General features: G+C 34.1%; 15 protein-coding genes. 6 read left to right on the plus strand and 9 right to left on the minus strand.

Going from position 1 to position 16,146, the window contains the following annotated elements; translation table 11 throughout:
* Positions 1-101: 101 nt before the first annotated feature.
* The 5 genes from OPR29_RS00580 to OPR29_RS00600 form a co-directional block, all read right to left on the minus strand.
* Entirely contained in the window at positions 102-1,283 is a 1,182-nt protein-coding gene (locus OPR29_RS00580) for an ankyrin repeat domain-containing protein (RefSeq protein WP_265025269.1), read from the minus strand.
* A gap of 310 nt (positions 1,284-1,593) precedes the next feature.
* Positions 1,594-2,709 carry an ankyrin repeat domain-containing protein gene (locus OPR29_RS00585; RefSeq protein WP_213863804.1) on the minus strand — a complete coding sequence of 372 codons (1,116 nt, stop codon included), beginning with the start codon at positions 2,707-2,709 and terminating at the stop codon, positions 1,594-1,596.
* Between the two features lie 257 nt (positions 2,710-2,966).
* Positions 2,967-4,022, minus strand: a complete 1,056-nt coding sequence (locus OPR29_RS00590) for an ankyrin repeat domain-containing protein (protein ID WP_052264827.1) — start codon at positions 4,020-4,022, stop codon at positions 2,967-2,969.
* A gap of 247 nt (positions 4,023-4,269) precedes the next feature.
* Positions 4,270-5,352 (minus strand): ankyrin repeat domain-containing protein, encoded by a 1,083-nt coding sequence (locus OPR29_RS00595; RefSeq protein ID WP_007302146.1) that lies wholly within the window; start codon positions 5,350-5,352, stop codon positions 4,270-4,272.
* Between the two features lie 90 nt (positions 5,353-5,442).
* Positions 5,443-5,694, minus strand: coding sequence for a J domain-containing protein (locus OPR29_RS00600; RefSeq protein ID WP_230440382.1), 252 nt, complete (start codon positions 5,692-5,694; stop codon positions 5,443-5,445).
* 169 nt (positions 5,695-5,863) lie between these two features.
* Between OPR29_RS00600 and OPR29_RS00605 the strand changes: the two genes are divergently transcribed.
* Both OPR29_RS00605 and hisS read left to right on the plus strand, forming a co-directional pair.
* Complete coding sequence (locus OPR29_RS00605) at positions 5,864-6,436, plus strand: NifU family protein (RefSeq protein ID WP_006015115.1); 573 nt, start codon at positions 5,864-5,866, stop codon at positions 6,434-6,436.
* Positions 6,433-7,656 carry a histidine--tRNA ligase gene (hisS, locus tag OPR29_RS00610; RefSeq protein ID WP_007302144.1) on the plus strand — a complete coding sequence of 408 codons (1,224 nt, stop codon included), beginning with the start codon at positions 6,433-6,435 and terminating at the stop codon, positions 7,654-7,656. The genes OPR29_RS00605 and hisS overlap by 4 nt, the downstream gene beginning before the upstream one ends.
* On the opposite strand, the gene surE is transcribed toward hisS, so the two are convergent.
* Entirely contained in the window at positions 7,653-8,423 is a 771-nt protein-coding gene (gene surE, locus OPR29_RS00615; RefSeq protein ID WP_213863802.1) for a 5'/3'-nucleotidase SurE, read from the minus strand. The two genes, hisS and surE, sit on opposite strands and share 4 nt — an antisense overlap.
* A 198-nt stretch (positions 8,424-8,621) precedes the next feature.
* Positions 8,622-10,061: a hypothetical protein gene (locus OPR29_RS00620; RefSeq protein WP_265025270.1), complete on the minus strand. Its 1,440-nt coding sequence runs from the start codon at positions 10,059-10,061 to the stop codon at positions 8,622-8,624.
* 145 nt (positions 10,062-10,206) lie between these two features.
* On the opposite strand from OPR29_RS00620, the gene OPR29_RS00625 reads away from it, so the two are divergent.
* Both OPR29_RS00625 and OPR29_RS00630 read left to right on the plus strand, forming a co-directional pair.
* Positions 10,207-11,481: an APC family permease gene (locus OPR29_RS00625; protein WP_265025271.1), complete on the plus strand. Its 1,275-nt coding sequence runs from the start codon at positions 10,207-10,209 to the stop codon at positions 11,479-11,481.
* 70 nt (positions 11,482-11,551) lie between these two features.
* Positions 11,552-12,838: an APC family permease gene (locus tag OPR29_RS00630; protein ID WP_149168684.1), complete on the plus strand. Its 1,287-nt coding sequence runs from the start codon at positions 11,552-11,554 to the stop codon at positions 12,836-12,838.
* Positions 12,839-12,866: 28 nt separating this feature from the next.
* Here the strand turns inward: OPR29_RS00630 and OPR29_RS00635 are convergent, their stop codons facing one another.
* Positions 12,867-13,292: a hypothetical protein gene (locus tag OPR29_RS00635; RefSeq protein ID WP_017532207.1), complete on the minus strand. Its 426-nt coding sequence runs from the start codon at positions 13,290-13,292 to the stop codon at positions 12,867-12,869.
* Between the two features lie 138 nt (positions 13,293-13,430).
* Here OPR29_RS00635 and OPR29_RS00640 point away from each other — a divergent pair, with 138 nt between their 5' ends.
* Positions 13,431-14,453, plus strand: coding sequence for an aspartate-semialdehyde dehydrogenase (locus OPR29_RS00640; protein WP_265025272.1), 1,023 nt, complete (start codon positions 13,431-13,433; stop codon positions 14,451-14,453).
* 1 nt (position 14,454) lies between these two features.
* On the opposite strand, the gene OPR29_RS00645 is transcribed toward OPR29_RS00640, so the two are convergent.
* Positions 14,455-15,531 carry a 5-(carboxyamino)imidazole ribonucleotide synthase gene (locus OPR29_RS00645; RefSeq protein ID WP_265025444.1) on the minus strand — a complete coding sequence of 359 codons (1,077 nt, stop codon included), beginning with the start codon at positions 15,529-15,531 and terminating at the stop codon, positions 14,455-14,457.
* A 106-nt stretch (positions 15,532-15,637) separates the two neighbouring features.
* Here OPR29_RS00645 and apaG point away from each other — a divergent pair, with 106 nt between their 5' ends.
* Positions 15,638-16,042 carry a Co2+/Mg2+ efflux protein ApaG gene (gene apaG / locus OPR29_RS00650; RefSeq protein ID WP_039950787.1) on the plus strand — a complete coding sequence of 135 codons (405 nt, stop codon included), beginning with the start codon at positions 15,638-15,640 and terminating at the stop codon, positions 16,040-16,042.
* The last annotated feature ends 104 nt before the right edge of the window (positions 16,043-16,146 follow it).

The following is a 16,146-nucleotide window of genomic DNA, read 5'->3' on the forward strand; positions in this document are numbered from 1 at the left end:
TTATTGTAACAACTTACTTACAACGCACAATAAAAAGTTTAATTTAAATAATAGATTTCACGAAAACAAGCACTCAAGTCTGAGTGCTTGTTTTAACTGATTTAGAGGGACTTTTGATGACATACACCTTTAGATATTGTTGAATTGCTTAATGAACTTCGAGGACATTGATAAAGTTTTTCACAATTACTAAGTGCCATCTTGACATTTCTTTCTATAGCACTAACCTTTCTTTCTTTAATTTGCTCCAATGTCAAAAGCGAATTATCCAGTGGCATTGAATATCTTTCCCCTGTGAATTTACTGATTGCTATAGCAGTTAGCAGAATTGCTCCATTACAATCAACTTGTGAAGAACCAATTGAGCTTCCAGTTGAATGTGCAATAGATTGCTGTGCAGGAGGTAAAGCAGGGGTACTCTGAAATAAGCTACTGAGTGCAGCAGTTGTTGAAGTTCCCATCCAACTAAATACACTATTAATAAAAGAAGAAGGTCTTACTGCACTACTTGGTGCAAGAGTAGTATCACCTGGGTTTACATTGGCACTCTCTGCTTCTGCAACAATCTCTTTTATCGTTTTACCGGGATAAAATAACTTAACATAATCTGATGGTGTCTCGTTCCTTATATCCTTAACATTATCAATATCAGCACCACTATCGTATAACAGCTTCATTATTTTTGGACGTTTTAAACTAATAGCCAAATATATAGGTGTGTGCCCCCGTCTGTTTTGAACATTGACGTCAGCATGATATTCAATAAGAAGCTCTACTATTTTTTGGTAATCTTTCTGAATGGCAATATGTAGACACGAATCTTGTGAAGAATCATTAAAATCAAATTTGCCATCTGGACTAGCACCATGTTTAAGTAGGACCTCTACTTTTTCCGAACTATTTTTATCTATAGCCCAGCCTATAAGAGTACGTTTTTCACCAGCATATGAAAAATAACCACTAATGCTAGCCTTTTTATCGATTAGAAGCTCTATCATTTTTTTGGTGCCCTTTGTGACAGCATAGTATATAGGAGGCACACGAAAAAAGTCCTCAATATTAACATCTGCACCATTCTCAATTAAAAACCTCATCATTTCTAAATCTTGTTTACTAACAGCAATCGATAAAGGTGAGTTACCATTTCTATCTTTAGAGTTAATAACATTAGTAGTATGTGTCTTTCCTTCTCTAATATACTCCTCAGCTTTTTGAAAATCACGTTCCTTTACTGCAGAACGTAACCCATCTCTCCATTTTTCAACTTCTGTTTTTGTAACCATAACCCTCCTAAAGGATAAAATTTTTGCCCTTATACCACATAATTTGGGCATATGCTAGTGAAATTTATATGTAAAATTAAAAAAAATTTACAACGTAAGAGATTGTTATTTGATCACGTGCTACATTTAGTTTTTGCACAAAACACCATAAGCCTCCTTAGTTTGCTTAAATTGCTTAGCAGCTTATTCTCAACATATAAGAGCTTTAACTTAAAGAGGATTATACGAAAATAAGCACTCAAGCTTGAGTGCTTATTTTAACTGATTAAAAGGGACTTTTGATGTATACCTTTAGATATCGTTAAATTGCTTAATGAACTTCAGGACATTGATAAAGTTTTTTACACTTACTAAGTGCTGTCTCGAAGTTTTTTTCTATAGTGTTAAGATTTCTTTCTCTAATTTCTTCTATTGTGAGAAGTGAATTGTCCAGTGTCCTTGAATATTTTTTTCCTGTGAACTTACTTATTGCTGCAGAAGTTAGCAGAATTATTCCATTACAATCAACTTGTGAAGAACTAATTGGGCTACGATCTAAGTGGTCAACAGATTGCTGTGCAGGAGGTAAAGCAGGAGCACTGCTGAATAAGTTGCTGAGTGTGGCAGTGGTTACCCAACTAAATATACTATTGATAGAAGAAGAAGGTTTTACTGCACCGCTTGTGATGCTGCTAGCTTCTTTAAAATCTGCTCTGGTAGGAGTGGAGGAAGAGTTCACTGTGCTACTTGCCAAGTTTTTGGTATTACTAACTTCCAATTCTATCTTAATTGCTTTGGTAGGGGATAATTGAAGACTCGCTGCACTACTTACAAAATCTGTGCTGTCGTTAGCGTCTTTAATACCTGCTTTTATAGAAGTTAATTTTGCTTCACAGTCAGCTTCAGTAGAACTGCTCAATACAGATTCTATTTTTTGAATTTCACTACTACTACATTCATCTTTTCTAGCATTTCCAACAACATCTAATGCTGTTTTGCCATACTGACTTTGAATACTAGCATCAGCACCCTTGCAGAGTAGGAGTTTTACCATATTTAAATGACAGTGGTCAGATGCTAAGTACAGAGGTGTAAAGCCTTTATAATTTGTAGCATTGATGTTAGCATCACGATCAAGTAAAAACTTTGCTATTTCTAGTTTATCATGTCTAGCAGCAATGTGCAAGGGAGTACTCAAATATCGATTACTAATAGTAGTATTAACATCAGCACCGCTGTTACATAAAAACTCTAATATCTTTAAATTACCCAAGAGAGTAGCATGATGTATAGGTTTCATATAGTATCTTTCATAATTCAAAACTTCATTTTTTATTTGTTCATACTCTATCTCTTTAATACATTCTTTAACTTTCTGAAAATCACCTCTGCTTATAGCAGAAACTAATTTTCTTCCTAAAATCTCAATTATTTTTTGTTTTTCCATCAAATACCTCCTAAAAGAGAATCTCCCGGGTTTATATCATGCAACTTAATATGTGCAAGCAAAATTTACAGAGAAAAATTTCAATAGTTAAAAATTAGGTCTTCAGCAACCTACCACGTTAACTTTTGTACAAAATATGCTGAGCTTCATTATTCAAATTTTTTTGCTCTTAATAAGAAGCAATCTGCTTTAGAAAAGGAAATAAGGGATAAGTTTTGTAAATAAGCACTCGAATTAGAGTGCTTAGTTTAACTGATTTAGAGGTGCTTTTGATGATGCACGCCTTTAGATATTGTGAAGTTGCTCAGTGAGCTTTCAGGATACTGATGAAGCTTGTCACACTTGCTAAGTGCCATCTTGACATCTCTTTCTAGAGAATTAAGTTTTCTTTCTTTAACCTGTCTTATCGTTAAAAGTGAATCATCCAGTGGCATTGAATATCTTTTCCCTGTGAACTTACTTATTGCTACAGCAGTTAGCAGAATTATTCCATTACAATCAACTTGTGAAGAACCAATTGAGCTTCCAGTTGAATGTGCAATAGATTGCTGTGCAGGAGGTAAAGCAGGGGTACTTTGAAATAGGCTACTGAGTACAGCAGTAATTGAAGTTCTTACATAACTAAACATACTATTAATAAAAGAAGAAGGTTTTACTGCGCTGCTTAACGCATTTGTACTATTATCATGATAGCTAAAGTAATTCCTAGCTTCTATTACCTTAGGATTTGCTCTAGAAGCTAATGTCTGACAATTAACTTCTTTATCAGCACATTTTAATGTAGATATTATTTTTTGCCTTGTATTACTAGTACATATAGATTTTGGATCATCTCCAACAACATCTAGTGGTATTCTACCACCCGCATCTCTTATATAAATATTAGCATCATGCTTGATAAGAAGTTCCACCATTGCCACTTGGCAATGGAAAGACGCTAAGTGCAAAGGCACCTTACCCGTTATATCTTGCAAATTGATCTTAGCATAACGACTAAGTAGAAGCTGTCCTGCATCTTCTCTGCCATATTCAGCAGCAACGTGCAATGCAACTCTCAAGCTTTCACTACTAGCAGCATTAACATTGGCGCCGTTATTAACCAAAAACCTCAATATCTTTAAGCTATTTTCTTTCACAGCAAAACTTATAGGTTTCATACCGTATTTTTCACCAATAAAAATCTGCTTTCTTAGGTTCATGTACACTGCACTTCTGATACATATGTTAGCTTTTAGAAGACTATGCTCTTTTATGGCAATAAATAACTCATTTACAAAGTTCTCAGTTTTTATCCGTTTTTGCATCCCTTGCATCAAATATCTCCTAAAAGACAACGTTCCCGATTTTGTATCACACAATTTGATATATACAAGCAAAATTTACAGAGAAAAATTTCAATAGTTAAAAATTAGGTCTTCAGCAATCTATCACGTAACTTTTTTGCAAAATATTTTAAGCCCCTAATTCATAATTTTTATTACTTGATAATAAGCAATCTGCTTTAGAAGAGGAAATAAGGGATAAGTTTTGTAAATAAGCACTCGAATTAGAGAGCTTATTTTAACTGATTTGAAGGGACTTTTGATGCATACTTTTAGATATCGTTAAATTGCTTAATGAACTTTCAGGACATTGATAAAGTTTTTCACAACTACTAATTGCCGTCTCGAGTTTTTTTTCTATAATATCAAGTTTTGTCAGAGGTGGATTGTCCAGTAGTCTTGAATACTTTTTCCCTGTGAACTTTTTGACCACTACATCAACTAGTAGAGCTGTTGCATTAAAATCAACTTGTGAAGAACCAATTGGGCTACCAGCTAAGTGATCAACAAATTGCTGTGCAGGAAGTAAAGTAGGAGCACTGCTGAATAAGCCATTAAGTGTGGCAGTGGTTACCCAACTAAATATACTATTAATAAAAGAAAAAGGTTTTACTGCACTGCTTGGTGCAGGATTTGGAGTATCACCAGCTTCCAATCCTATCTTAGTATTTGCCCTGGTGGAGGTTGAGAAAGGGTTTGCTATACTACTTGCTGCATCTGGAGTATCACCAGCTTCTAACTCTAATTTAGTATTTATTCTAGCAGAAAGTAATAGTTCTGTACAATTATTTTTATGAAATCTTAACACAGCTAAGAATATTTTTTCTATGTCACAGCCATCACTGCAAAGACTTTCATAACCAGGGATAACCTCAAATGCCGTTTTGCCATTTGCATTTTTAATATTAATAGTGTTATTATTGAGCAGAAGATTCGCGATATCTAATCGACAATAAAAAAAGGCTAAGTGTAAAGCTGTAAAACCTTGCATTACTTGGGAAGTGGTACTACTAGTACAATGATATATCATTTCTTTTATTTCTGCTTTTCTATTCATGGCAGTAACGTACGAGTAAGGAACAAGACATCCATCACTAACAGCATTAATATTAGCATTATTTTTAAGCAAAAACCGCACTATCTCTAAGCTACCTCTATAAACAGCAAGATGTATAGGTGCCATACCATCTTTTTTACCATTAATAATCTCTTTTTCTTTATTTATATATCTTGCCTTTTTAACATATCTTTTAACTTTATTAATATTAAGCTCATCTATAGCCGCAAATAAATTCTTTCTCAATCTCTCAAGTTTTTTCATCAAATACCTCCTAAAGAATAATGTTTCCGGTTTTATATCATGCAACTTAATATGTACAAGCAAAATTTACAGAGAAAACAATAGTTAAAATTAGGTCTTCATCAACCTATCACGTGCTGCGTTTAACTTTTGTGCAAAATATTCCGAGCCTCCCTTGTCTGGATGGACCAGTTTCATTAAATTTTGGTATGCCTTATTGATTTCATTTTGGCTTGCCTCGGAATTCAGCCCCAGTATTTTTAATGCTTCATCTTTGGACATATTATCACCAGTGTAATTTTTGGTGTAACTTTTACTGCTGTTAAATTCGTTCAAAAACTTACTTAATATAGAGTGCATCATAAAACTTATGTTATTTCTCTTTGCCAAAAAGAGAAAAAATACAACAACGCTAGGTAAAACAAACGTGATTATTGTGAATATCAAAAAAAGGAAGAAGATGAATGACATGTATATTTTTTTATCATTTTATGATTAAATAGTAACAATTATAATTGTCATGGTAAATAACATGTTTATCCAGATTGAAGAAACACCAAACCCAAACACGCTGAAATTTCTTCCTGGTTTTGAAATTCTGAGCGAAGGAGAAACAGCTGATTTTTCAAATGCAGATGAAATAAAGAACTCCAAACTAGCAGTAAATCTTTTTCAAATAGAACATGTTGTAAGAGTATTTTTTGGTCATGATTTTATTTCGGTAACAAAATCAGATAGAATGAATTGGGATATAGTAAAGGTGGAAATTTTAACTACAATTATGGATCACTTTACTTCTGGTGGAAAAGCATTTGATAAAGAAGGAGTAAGTGATAATAAAATGCTAGAGGAAGAATTCTTTAATGAAAATGATATAGAAATTGTAAATAGAATAAAAGAATTGATGGAAAGTTATATTAAACCTGCAGTTGCTCAAGATGGTGGTGATATCAAGTTCCGTGGCTATAAAGACGGAATAGTTTACGTTGAACTGCAAGGAGCTTGCTCTGGGTGCCCAAGTGCTGCAATTACCTTAAAACAAGGAGTGCAGAATATGCTAAGCTATCACATACCAGAAGTTTCAGGTATAGAGACTATGCTATGACTAATCAAACAGTTAGAGGAACAAAAGATCTCCTGTTTGATGAATGGTACAAGTTTAAACACATAGAGCAAACAGCAAGCAGAATCTCAAGTTTATACGGCTTTTTACCTGTTCAAACTCCGATATTTGAATACACAGAAGTCTTTACAAAGACTTTAGGTGATAGCTCAGATATTATCACTAAAGAGATGTATACTTTTATTGATAAAGGGGGAAAGAGCATAACTCTGCGTCCTGAGTTCACTGCAGCTATTGTTAGGTTACTCATTGAAAAAAAACTACAAGCGCCGATAAAATTATTTTCAATAGGGCCTGCATTTCGCTATGAAAGACCGCAAAAGGGAAGACAAAGGCAATTTCATCAGATAAATTTTGAGGTTTTTGGCATAGAAGATCCAAAAGCTGATATTGAATTGATATCACTCGCTCAGCACTTACTAACTGAATTTGGCATCAATAAAAATGTAAAGCTGGAAATCAACTCTCTGGGTGATAGTGAAACAATAACTCAGTATAGAGAAGCTTTGATATCGTATTTAAAAAAGTTTCAAAATGACCTATCAGAAGATAGTCAAAATAGATTGATTAAAAACCCACTCAGAATATTAGACTCTAAGGATAAGACAGATAAAGAAATAATCTCTGACGCACCAAAAATCAGTGATTATTATACAAAAGAATCTTCATATTTCTTTGACCAGGTGTTAAATGGACTGCAAGCTCTTGGCATACCTTACACTGTAAATAGCAAATTAGTTCGAGGTCTAGACTATTATTGTCACACAGTATTTGAATTTGTCACAGAAGATTTAGGTGCACAAGGAGCAGTTTTTGCCGGTGGAAGATACGATAATCTAGTATCTTCAGTAGGTGGAAAACACACTCCAGCAATAGGATTTGCAGGGGGGATTGAGCGTATAATGGAATTAATCAACTATGCTGAAAAAAAAGAGAGGCCTATTTATATAATTCCAATCGGTGGAGAAGCTGAAGAACATGCTCTAACACTTGCAAGTGAATTACGCAGAAATGGTTTATATGTGATTTACGAATATAGTGGAACTCTAAAAACCCGAATGAAAAAAGCAAATCAAGCAAATGCAAAAGTTGTATTAATCTTTGGTGATGAAGAGCTAAGCAGTAAAACTTTAAAAATTAAAAATATGGACACGGGTGAAGAAAAAATGATTGCTCGCGATAAAACCGTAGAAAATATCTAATCAGAAGCAATAGGAGTGTTAGCTATAGAAGAAAATTCCTCTGCACAAGAATTTTTCATAGCATTTAATATATCATAATCTGTAAAATCTAATTTTATCGGTGTAATAGTAATAAAACCTCCTTTTATTTTATCTACACTACCACTGCCTGAGTGTTCCCGAGACCAATTTAAGCTCAAAGAACCATTTAAGTTTTCAGTAAAAGTTAAATCACCATCAATGTTATATTCACCTTGTTCAGCAAATTCGACCCCTTTCACTTTTTCTGTAGCAGGAAAATTTATACTCATCACTATATCTTTAGGCCAACCAACTTTCATTAGCTTGGCAATAACCTTTGGTGCAAAAATCTTTGTATTGTTCCAGTCTATTTTATCATGATAAACTTGGCTCAGCGCAATAGAAGGTATAGATCTTGCAGCACCTTCCATTGCAGCACCGATTGTGCCTGAATAACAAATATCATCGCCGACATTTGATCCAATATTTACTCCAGATAATATTAAGTCTGGTTTTTTATTCATAATTTTATTTAACGCGATAATGACACAATCTGCGGGAGTACCAGACACACTAAACTCCCTTTCACTATGTTGACTTATTTTAATAAATTGCTTTACTGGATAGTCAAGAGACCTTGCAGCTCCACTCCTATCAGTATCTGGTGCCACTATCCATACTTCCGATGCAAAATTGTGTGCAATTTCTTTAAGTAATCTTATTCCTTCACTCTCAAAACCATCATCATTTGTTATCAATATTATCATATATAATACTCACCTATCAAAGTATACTGATGAGGTTTCTTTTCATAACCATAGCAAAGAACCTGCTACGAATCAATAAGGAAAAATTAGAGGGTGACCAGGTTGCCATCGTTTAGTTTGCTGTGAGTTAATCGTAAATACCAATTTTTAGCTTCATACCTAACTCACAATCAAAGTTTAGTAAACTCTAGAGGCGTGCTAAGCAGCAGAAAACCTTGCTATATTTCCCAAAAATGCTTTCACTCTTTCAAGGCAAGTGGATGGTTCTGCAGGTATTGCTACTTCATCTATCTTACCATATATTGCTGCATCTACGACTTCACCTGTTATTAATTCCCTTAGCTTTTGTTTTATCTGTCCTCTACGAATATGTTCTCCATAGTCATTATAAAACTTCACATATAACTCTTTAAATACAAATTCTTTTATAGCACTTCTCATATGAGAAATTCCATCCTTTACTTCATCATTTGCATTGCTCAAATCCACTTCAGAACCTAGCGAATATAAGTCATCAAAATTTTCTTTTAAAATTTTTATTTTAAAGTAGTGCTTATCTACAGATCTCTCAAGAAATCTTTTAGTAGCATTACCGGCCAATTCTCCTATTATCTGAGGCTCTAGTTGAGCTGCAAAATTATTTTCTGCTTCAAGGCCACTTAATGCATAAATGATACGATTAAGCATTCCAGGACCACATTGGCGATTACTTTCCTCAAAACGAACCAGCAATATGGATTTCAACAGCTCTACATCTGCATTTTGCTTTGTTGCTGCAATTAAAACTAGATTTATGGCCTGTGTTAATGTCAGTCCGGTTTTGGAATCTACCCACCTTACCCATTCTCCTTCTCTATAATTATCTACCTTCAAATAAGGCGCTATCAGTTCTTTCTGCTGATTTGTCAAACCGCCTATATAGTTTTTAAACTCTTCATCCAGCTCATTTGACGGAGTCCCATATTCTTCCTTTAATTTTTTGGCACACTCAATAACACTTTGCTCAAAACTTCTAGTATGAACATTCTGATTACCAGTACCTACATCACTTACATTAAACAAAAAGCTCATTTGCTTTACACTTAAACCCAGAGGCGAGAAGAGCTTTATTAATGGATACTTTATTAACTCAAGAAGTGCTACTGGGATCAATAATATAGTATTAATAAGCACTAAACATATTCTAAGACCCAACGCTCTACTATTTGATAATGTTCTGCTAAGCTCTGATATCTTCGATGAACAATACAAAAATGGTAATTGGATACAATATATTGAGTATATAGAAAAAAATAAAATCTTATCTTTCAACCCTATTGTCGGGTCATTATATACTTCAGAAAAAATGTTATCATCACTATTTTCATTTTTGAAAGATTGATAGCTACTTGTAATCTTTTCTGTAAAAATAGAACAGAGCTTATGCAGTCCGTAGCACAAAACACAAGTGGCAAGTAAAACTGCAAGTGTTCCAAAAACAGCTAACACCTCACTTGAAGTTTTGGCAAGAAGGAATGCATAAAGCGCATCAATAAAGATCTCAAGTAAGTAGTCAAATAAAAAAATTGCTCCAATAGCAGCACCAACTAATAGAACATACCCACAAACAACCAAAAATGTTTTTAACCTCGGATTCATAAACCACTTCTTAATAACCTATTAATATACTTCTCATTATATGCTTAAATTAAAAAAATGCAAATTTTTATACAAAAAAGATCAATTGAAATTTTCGAGCTTCAGCTATATTGTTAATATATTCAGATAAAAATTAAACATTGTCGTGTCAAATAAAATAGGCTTTTTGGCTATTTTCGCCTTGGTGATCAGTAGCCAAATCGGCTCTGGAATTTTTATGCTCCCAATTAGCCTTGCGCCATACGGCGCTTATAGCCTCATAAGCTGGATTATATCAGGATTTGGTGCTATATCTCTTGCTTTAGTTTTTGCTTCACTCTGCGCAAAATTTCCAGAAACGGGCGGTCCTCATATTTATGTGAAACATGCTTTTGGTTCTACAGCAGCTTTTTTTGTTGGTTGGACATATTGGGTAAGTTCGTGGGTTAGCTCAACTGCTGTAACGATTGCAAGTATCGGTTATTTAGCCCCGCTTTTTCATAATGATATACAAGATATACGTTTGCTTTTAGAAATAACATTAATTTTAGCTATTATGCTAATAAACTTAAGGGGAGTAACTACTGCTGGGCATGTTGAGCTTCTGCTGACCATTGTTAAAATTATTGCACTTCTCGCAATACCTATCGCAGGGTTGTTTTTCTTTGATAAAAATAATTTTATTGTAAGTGAGGAAGTATCAAACTTTACAATATCACAAACTCTTGCTCGTTCTACACTCCTTACTCTATGGTGTTTTATTGGACTTGAATCAGCAACGGCACCTGCAGGATATGTCAATAATCCCTCTAAAACAATACCAAGGGCTATAGTGCTTGGAACAGTCTGTGTTGCTGTGATATATTTCATCAATAGTCTTTCAATTATGGGATTGATAAGTTGTAATGACCTAGCTAGTTCAAAAGCACCATATGTTGATGCGATAAAAATTATGTTTCCAGGTAATTGGCATTTAATTATTTCTGTTGTTGCCTTTATCGTTTCTGTAAGTAATTTAAATGCTTGGTTTTTAGCTGATGGACAGGTCACCTTAGGCCTTGCAAAAGACAAGTTAATGCCGCAATTTTTTGGCAAAAAAAATAAGCATGATGCTCCATTATGGGGAATAATACTCAGTACTTTGGGGGTGTTAGTTTTACTTATCCTAACGTCAAACAAAAGTTTTGCTGAGCAAGTAACTTCAATAATTGATATCTCTGTGGTGTCATTTTTGTTTATCTACTTAGCATGTAGCCTTGCTTTTCTCAAAGTTAATATACAAGACAAAAGCTACTGCAAATTTTTAATTGGAGGTGTGGCTGTATCTTTTTGCTGTTGGGTAATATACGAGACTTCTATAAAAACATTGTTAATATCAAGTCTATTCCCTTTAAGCGGAACACTTATTTATCTACTTTGGTATCATAAACTAAAAACTTAACTTAAATTTTTTATTTGCTAAAATTCTTAAGCTATACTACTGGCTTACATTAATAGAATTAAGAGGTATTGTGTCAAATAAAATAGGTTTTTGGGCTGTTTTTGCTTTAGTCATTAGTAGTCAGATCGGCTCTGGGGTTTTTATGCTTCCAATTAGCCTTGCTCCATATGGCGCTTATAGCCTTATAAGTTGGATGATATCAGGAGCTGGTGCTGTGTCTCTTGCGCTAGTTTTTGCTACGCTATGTGCAAAGTTTCCAGAAACAGGAGGTCCTCACGTTTATGTGAAACATACTTTTGGTCCTGCTGCAGCGTTCTTTGTTGGTTGGACATATTGGGTAATCTCATGGGTTAGTACAACAGCTTTAATAGTTGTGGGTGTTGGCTATCTTACACCATTTTTCCATGAAGATATCAAAAGTATGCGTTTATTTTTAGAGCTGTTGTTATTTACAATCATTACATTAATAAATTTAAGGGGAATAGCTACTGCAGGGCACGTTGAGTTTCTGCTCACGGTTGTGAAGGTTGCTGTATTGCTTGCAATACCTGTAGCAGCGTTGTTTTTTTTCGATAGAAATAATTTTATCATAAGTGAAGAAATATTAAGTCTTACAACATCGCAAATTCTTGCCCGCTCTACACTCCTTACTTTATGGTGTTTTATTGGACTTGAATTGGCAACAGCACCTGCAGGGTCAGTTGATAATCCAGCTAAAACTATACCAAAAGCTGTGGTGCTTGGCACAGTTTGTGTTGCTGTTATATATTTTATCAACAATTTTGCAATTATGGGATTGATCAATGGCAACAATTTAGCAAGTTCAAGAGCACCATATGTTGATGCGATAAAAATTATGTTTTCTGGTAATTGGCATTTAATTGTTTCTATAGTTGCATTCATTTTTTGTGTTGGCAGTCTAAACGCTTGGGTTTTATCTAGTGGACAAGTTGCTTTTGGTCTTGCAGAAGATAGACTAATGCCAAAATTCTTTGCTAAAAGGAACAAGCATGGCTCTCCTTTTTGGGGAATAACAGTTAGTTCAATTGGAACTGCAATTTTACTAATTCTCACTTCAAACAACAATTTTGCCCAGCAGATTACGTCGATTATTGACTTTTCTGTAATTTCATTTTTGTTCGTTTATCTTGCGTGCTGTTTTGCCTTTCTAAAGGTTATTATACAGGAGAGGAGTTGTTATAAGCTTTTAATTGGTAGCATAGCAACAACCTTTTGTTGTTGGGTGATATTAGAAACCCCTGTAGGTACTCTGCTGATTTCGAGCCTGTTCACTGCAAGTGGCATACCCATTTATTTATTTTGGTACTGCAAAACTTCTGTGCAACAAATTCAGTAGTGAGAGATACACTTTAAATGGTTAATATTTATGGGCCAAGATTTTTTTTCTCTTTATCTACTTGTTCAATATTACCATTCTCAAGTTTGCTACCTACTTCTTCTGTGCGTTTATTATCTATGTAGATCTCATTTTTTGCTTTATTAGAAAGACCTATTTGCGATTGCAGTTTTTTATACTCTTCTTTTTCAGGCGTGAAAATTTTCACTAAAAATCTTCCTATTATTGGTATTGAACTTAAAAAATCCTTTAGTCTGAAAGGTTCTTGCTTTTTATTTGATAGATACTGATCTGTCTTAGGAATTTTTACACCATACTTTTTATCATCAAAATTTATCGCTGGCTTGCTTTTTTTCGAAAGAACATCTTGAATCTCTAATCTATTGACTTTTTCAGGCTTTTGAAATGCAGATACTACAGATTTGACCTTAGTGTCATCATGTTTTTTACTCATTTCATTCTACCATGCAATATTACTAGTATCTTATAATTATAACTAAATTATGGTTAATTGCAAGGTAAAAATATTAAAGTAATTGTAAATTTTATCAGTAAAAATATAATATAGCTTTAGAATCAAAGGTTTATTTATATGGGATGTAAGATTGCAGTTATTGGAGCAACAGGAAGAGTAGGGTATGAGGTGTTGAGCATACTTGCTGAGTTTCAAAAAGAGGGAAAGATTTTGATAGATTCTGTTGTTGCTTTTGCATCAAAAAAATCAGAGGGAAAAAAGGTAAGTTTCGGCGATGAAGAATTAACTGTCTTAGACCTTGAGAACTACGATTTTGTTGGAATTAATATAGCAATTTTCTGTGCTGGGTCTCATGTTTCCGAGAGATACGTACCGATTGCAACTGAAGCTGGATGTATTGTCGTAGATAATACCTCTCATTTTAGGATGAAAGAAGGCGTGCCACTAGTTATTCCAGAGATCAACAAAGATAAAATTACGGAGTATAAAAACCATAACATAATATCTAATCCAAATTGTACTACAATACAAATGTTGCTGGCATTACATTTATTACACCAAAAAGCAAAAATAAAGAGAATCGTTGCTTCAACTTATCAATCAACTTCTGGTGTAGGTAAAGCAGCAATGGATGAGCTTTACAATCAGACAAAAAAAATCTTTATGAATGAAGCTAAAAAACCTGAAATATTTCCTAAGCAAATAGCATTTAATTGCATTCCTCATATAGGAGAGTTCATGGAAGATGGTTCTACAAAAGAGGAGTGGAAAATGCAAGAGGAGGCAAAAAAAATTTTAGAAGAGGATATAAAAGTAACTGCAACTTGTGTCCGAGTACCTGTTCTTGTTGGTCATGCTATAGCAGTAAATGTAGAATTTGATCAGCATATAACTGAAGAAGAAGCTCGTGAAATGCTCAGTGAAGACGATGGAGTTTTAGTGCAAGATAAGCGCAAAGATGGTGAATATATGACTCAGGTTGATGTTGTGCAAGAGGATGCCGTATACATATCGCGTATTAGAAAAGACGATACCGTTAAACACGGATTAAATATGTGGATAGTAGCTGATAATCTACGCAAAGGTGCAGCACTAAATATAGTGCAGATCTTGGAGATCTTGATCAAAGAGCATTTATAGCTCAATAACTTAAATCTATATTGACATGTCCCATTTTACGCTTGTCCCTAACCTCTTTTTTCCCATATATAGTTAAACTAGCTTTTTCGTTGCTCAAATATTTGTGAGAATTATATATATCATTACCTATTATATTTTTTGTCATGCAAGGAAAGCGTAATACTACTTCCTGCATAGATAGACCGCATATTATCCTAACTAGCTGCTCGAATTGACTAACGTTGCATGCATCCAAGCTCCAGTGGCAAGAATTGTGGGGTCTTGGGGCCAGTTCATTAACTAGTAATTCATGATTTTGAGTGATGAAAAATTCAATAGCTAGAATTCCTACTACATCAAGTGCAGTTGCTATTTTCTCTGCAGTTTTTTGTACCTCTTGGGCTAATTTATTATCTATTTTAGCTGGTGCTATTGAAGTATTAAGTATTCCGTCAACGTGGTGATTCTCTGCTATAGGAAAAAAAGCTACTTTACCGTTTTTATCTCTTGCAACGACTATTGAAACCTCTTTCAGTAAATCAACACTTGCTTCAAGAATGTACTCTTTATTCCAATCGAAGGAAGCAAATTGCTTCAGTTCAGAATCATTTTCAATCACATATTGTCCTTTTCCATCATAACCCATTTCTGTTGTTTTTAGCCTCACTGGATAGCTAAAAGTTTCACTACTTTCTAGTAGCTGATTATAATTTTGTATACTTTTGTAATCAGCAGTTTTTATGCTTAAATCTCTAATAAAATCTTTCTCTCTCAGCCTATTTTGCGAAATGTGTAACGCCTTTTTACCTGGATAAAAATCTGTATGCTGCGACACAATATCAATTGCACTACATGGAATATTTTCAGACTCAATAGTGACTAAATCCACACTCTGTGCAAAAGATTCAAGTGCCCTCTTATCACAGAAGTCTGCTATTGTTAAATCATCAGCAACAGAACAAGCTGGATCGTTTTTAGTACTGGCAAAAATATGCGTTTTGTGCCTAAGTTTTATTGCAGCGATAGCAGTCATTTTACCTAATTGCCCACTTCCTATTATTCCTATCACTTTTTTATCCAGTGGATCTGTTTTGTTCATCATGTAGATTAATATTTCCTAGTTAGAGTACGATAATATGCTTGGAAAATCTATGAAAAAAGTGTATAATTGAAGTGTGTTAAACTTTTATCATGAACACTTTACGATGACCATGAAATACACACTTATTACTAATTCTGTTGAAGTTACAGTTTTGCCAATTTACATTGAAGAGCAATCCATTCCTTATGAAAATTGTTACGTATGGATGTATAATGTTAAGATAAAAAACAAAAGTTCATCAACCATTCAATTATTAAGTCGCTATTGGCAAATAATAGATCATAAGGGCAAAATAAATGAAATTGCCGGAGTTGGTGTTATTGGAGAACAACCTGTAATAAAATCTGGAGAGGTATTCAAATATACAAGTGGAACATACTTAAATACACCATCAGGAATAATGCAGGGTAAATATGAATTTCTGAACGAAGAGAGCATAAAAACCTTTGATGTTATGATACCACCCTTTTCCTTAGACAGTCCATACGTTAACACTAGACCTCATTGATTATCAAGATAGTGTATTTGTTCAAGTGCATCTGAAACCAATGCTTCTTGTCTTGTCATTTGAGCTTCCATAATGTCATCCGAGTAGCTGATACTGAGATCCAA

It is taken from the genome of Wolbachia endosymbiont (group B) of Pammene fasciana, from assembly GCF_947251495.1.
Lineage (GTDB): Bacteria > Pseudomonadota > Alphaproteobacteria > Rickettsiales > Anaplasmataceae > Wolbachia.

Coding starts and splice junctions, on each gene's coding strand:
- OPR29_RS00620 (WP_265025270.1), bottom strand. CDS start 10,061: ATGAATCCGAGGTTAAAAACATTTTTGGTTGTTTGTGGGTATGTTCTA.
- OPR29_RS00595 (WP_007302146.1), bottom strand. CDS start 5,352: ATGAAAAAACTTGAGAGATTGAGAAAGAATTTATTTGCGGCTATAGAT.
- apaG (WP_039950787.1), top strand. CDS start 15,638: ATGACCATGAAATACACACTTATTACTAATTCTGTTGAAGTTACAGTT.
- OPR29_RS00605 (WP_006015115.1), top strand. CDS start 5,864: ATGTTTATCCAGATTGAAGAAACACCAAACCCAAACACGCTGAAATTT.
- OPR29_RS00635 (WP_017532207.1), bottom strand. CDS start 13,292: ATGAGTAAAAAACATGATGACACTAAGGTCAAATCTGTAGTATCTGCA.
- OPR29_RS00580 (WP_265025269.1), bottom strand. CDS start 1,283: ATGGTTACAAAAACAGAAGTTGAAAAATGGAGAGATGGGTTACGTTCT.
- OPR29_RS00640 (WP_265025272.1), top strand. CDS start 13,431: ATGGGATGTAAGATTGCAGTTATTGGAGCAACAGGAAGAGTAGGGTAT.
- OPR29_RS00590 (WP_052264827.1), bottom strand. CDS start 4,022: ATGCAAGGGATGCAAAAACGGATAAAAACTGAGAACTTTGTAAATGAG.
- OPR29_RS00645 (WP_265025444.1), bottom strand. CDS start 15,531: ATGAACAAAACAGATCCACTGGATAAAAAAGTGATAGGAATAATAGGA.
- OPR29_RS00600 (WP_230440382.1), bottom strand. CDS start 5,694: ATGATGCACTCTATATTAAGTAAGTTTTTGAACGAATTTAACAGCAGT.
- OPR29_RS00585 (WP_213863804.1), bottom strand. CDS start 2,709: ATGGAAAAACAAAAAATAATTGAGATTTTAGGAAGAAAATTAGTTTCT.
- surE (WP_213863802.1), bottom strand. CDS start 8,423: ATGATAATATTGATAACAAATGATGATGGTTTTGAGAGTGAAGGAATA.
- hisS (WP_007302144.1), top strand. CDS start 6,433: ATGACTAATCAAACAGTTAGAGGAACAAAAGATCTCCTGTTTGATGAA.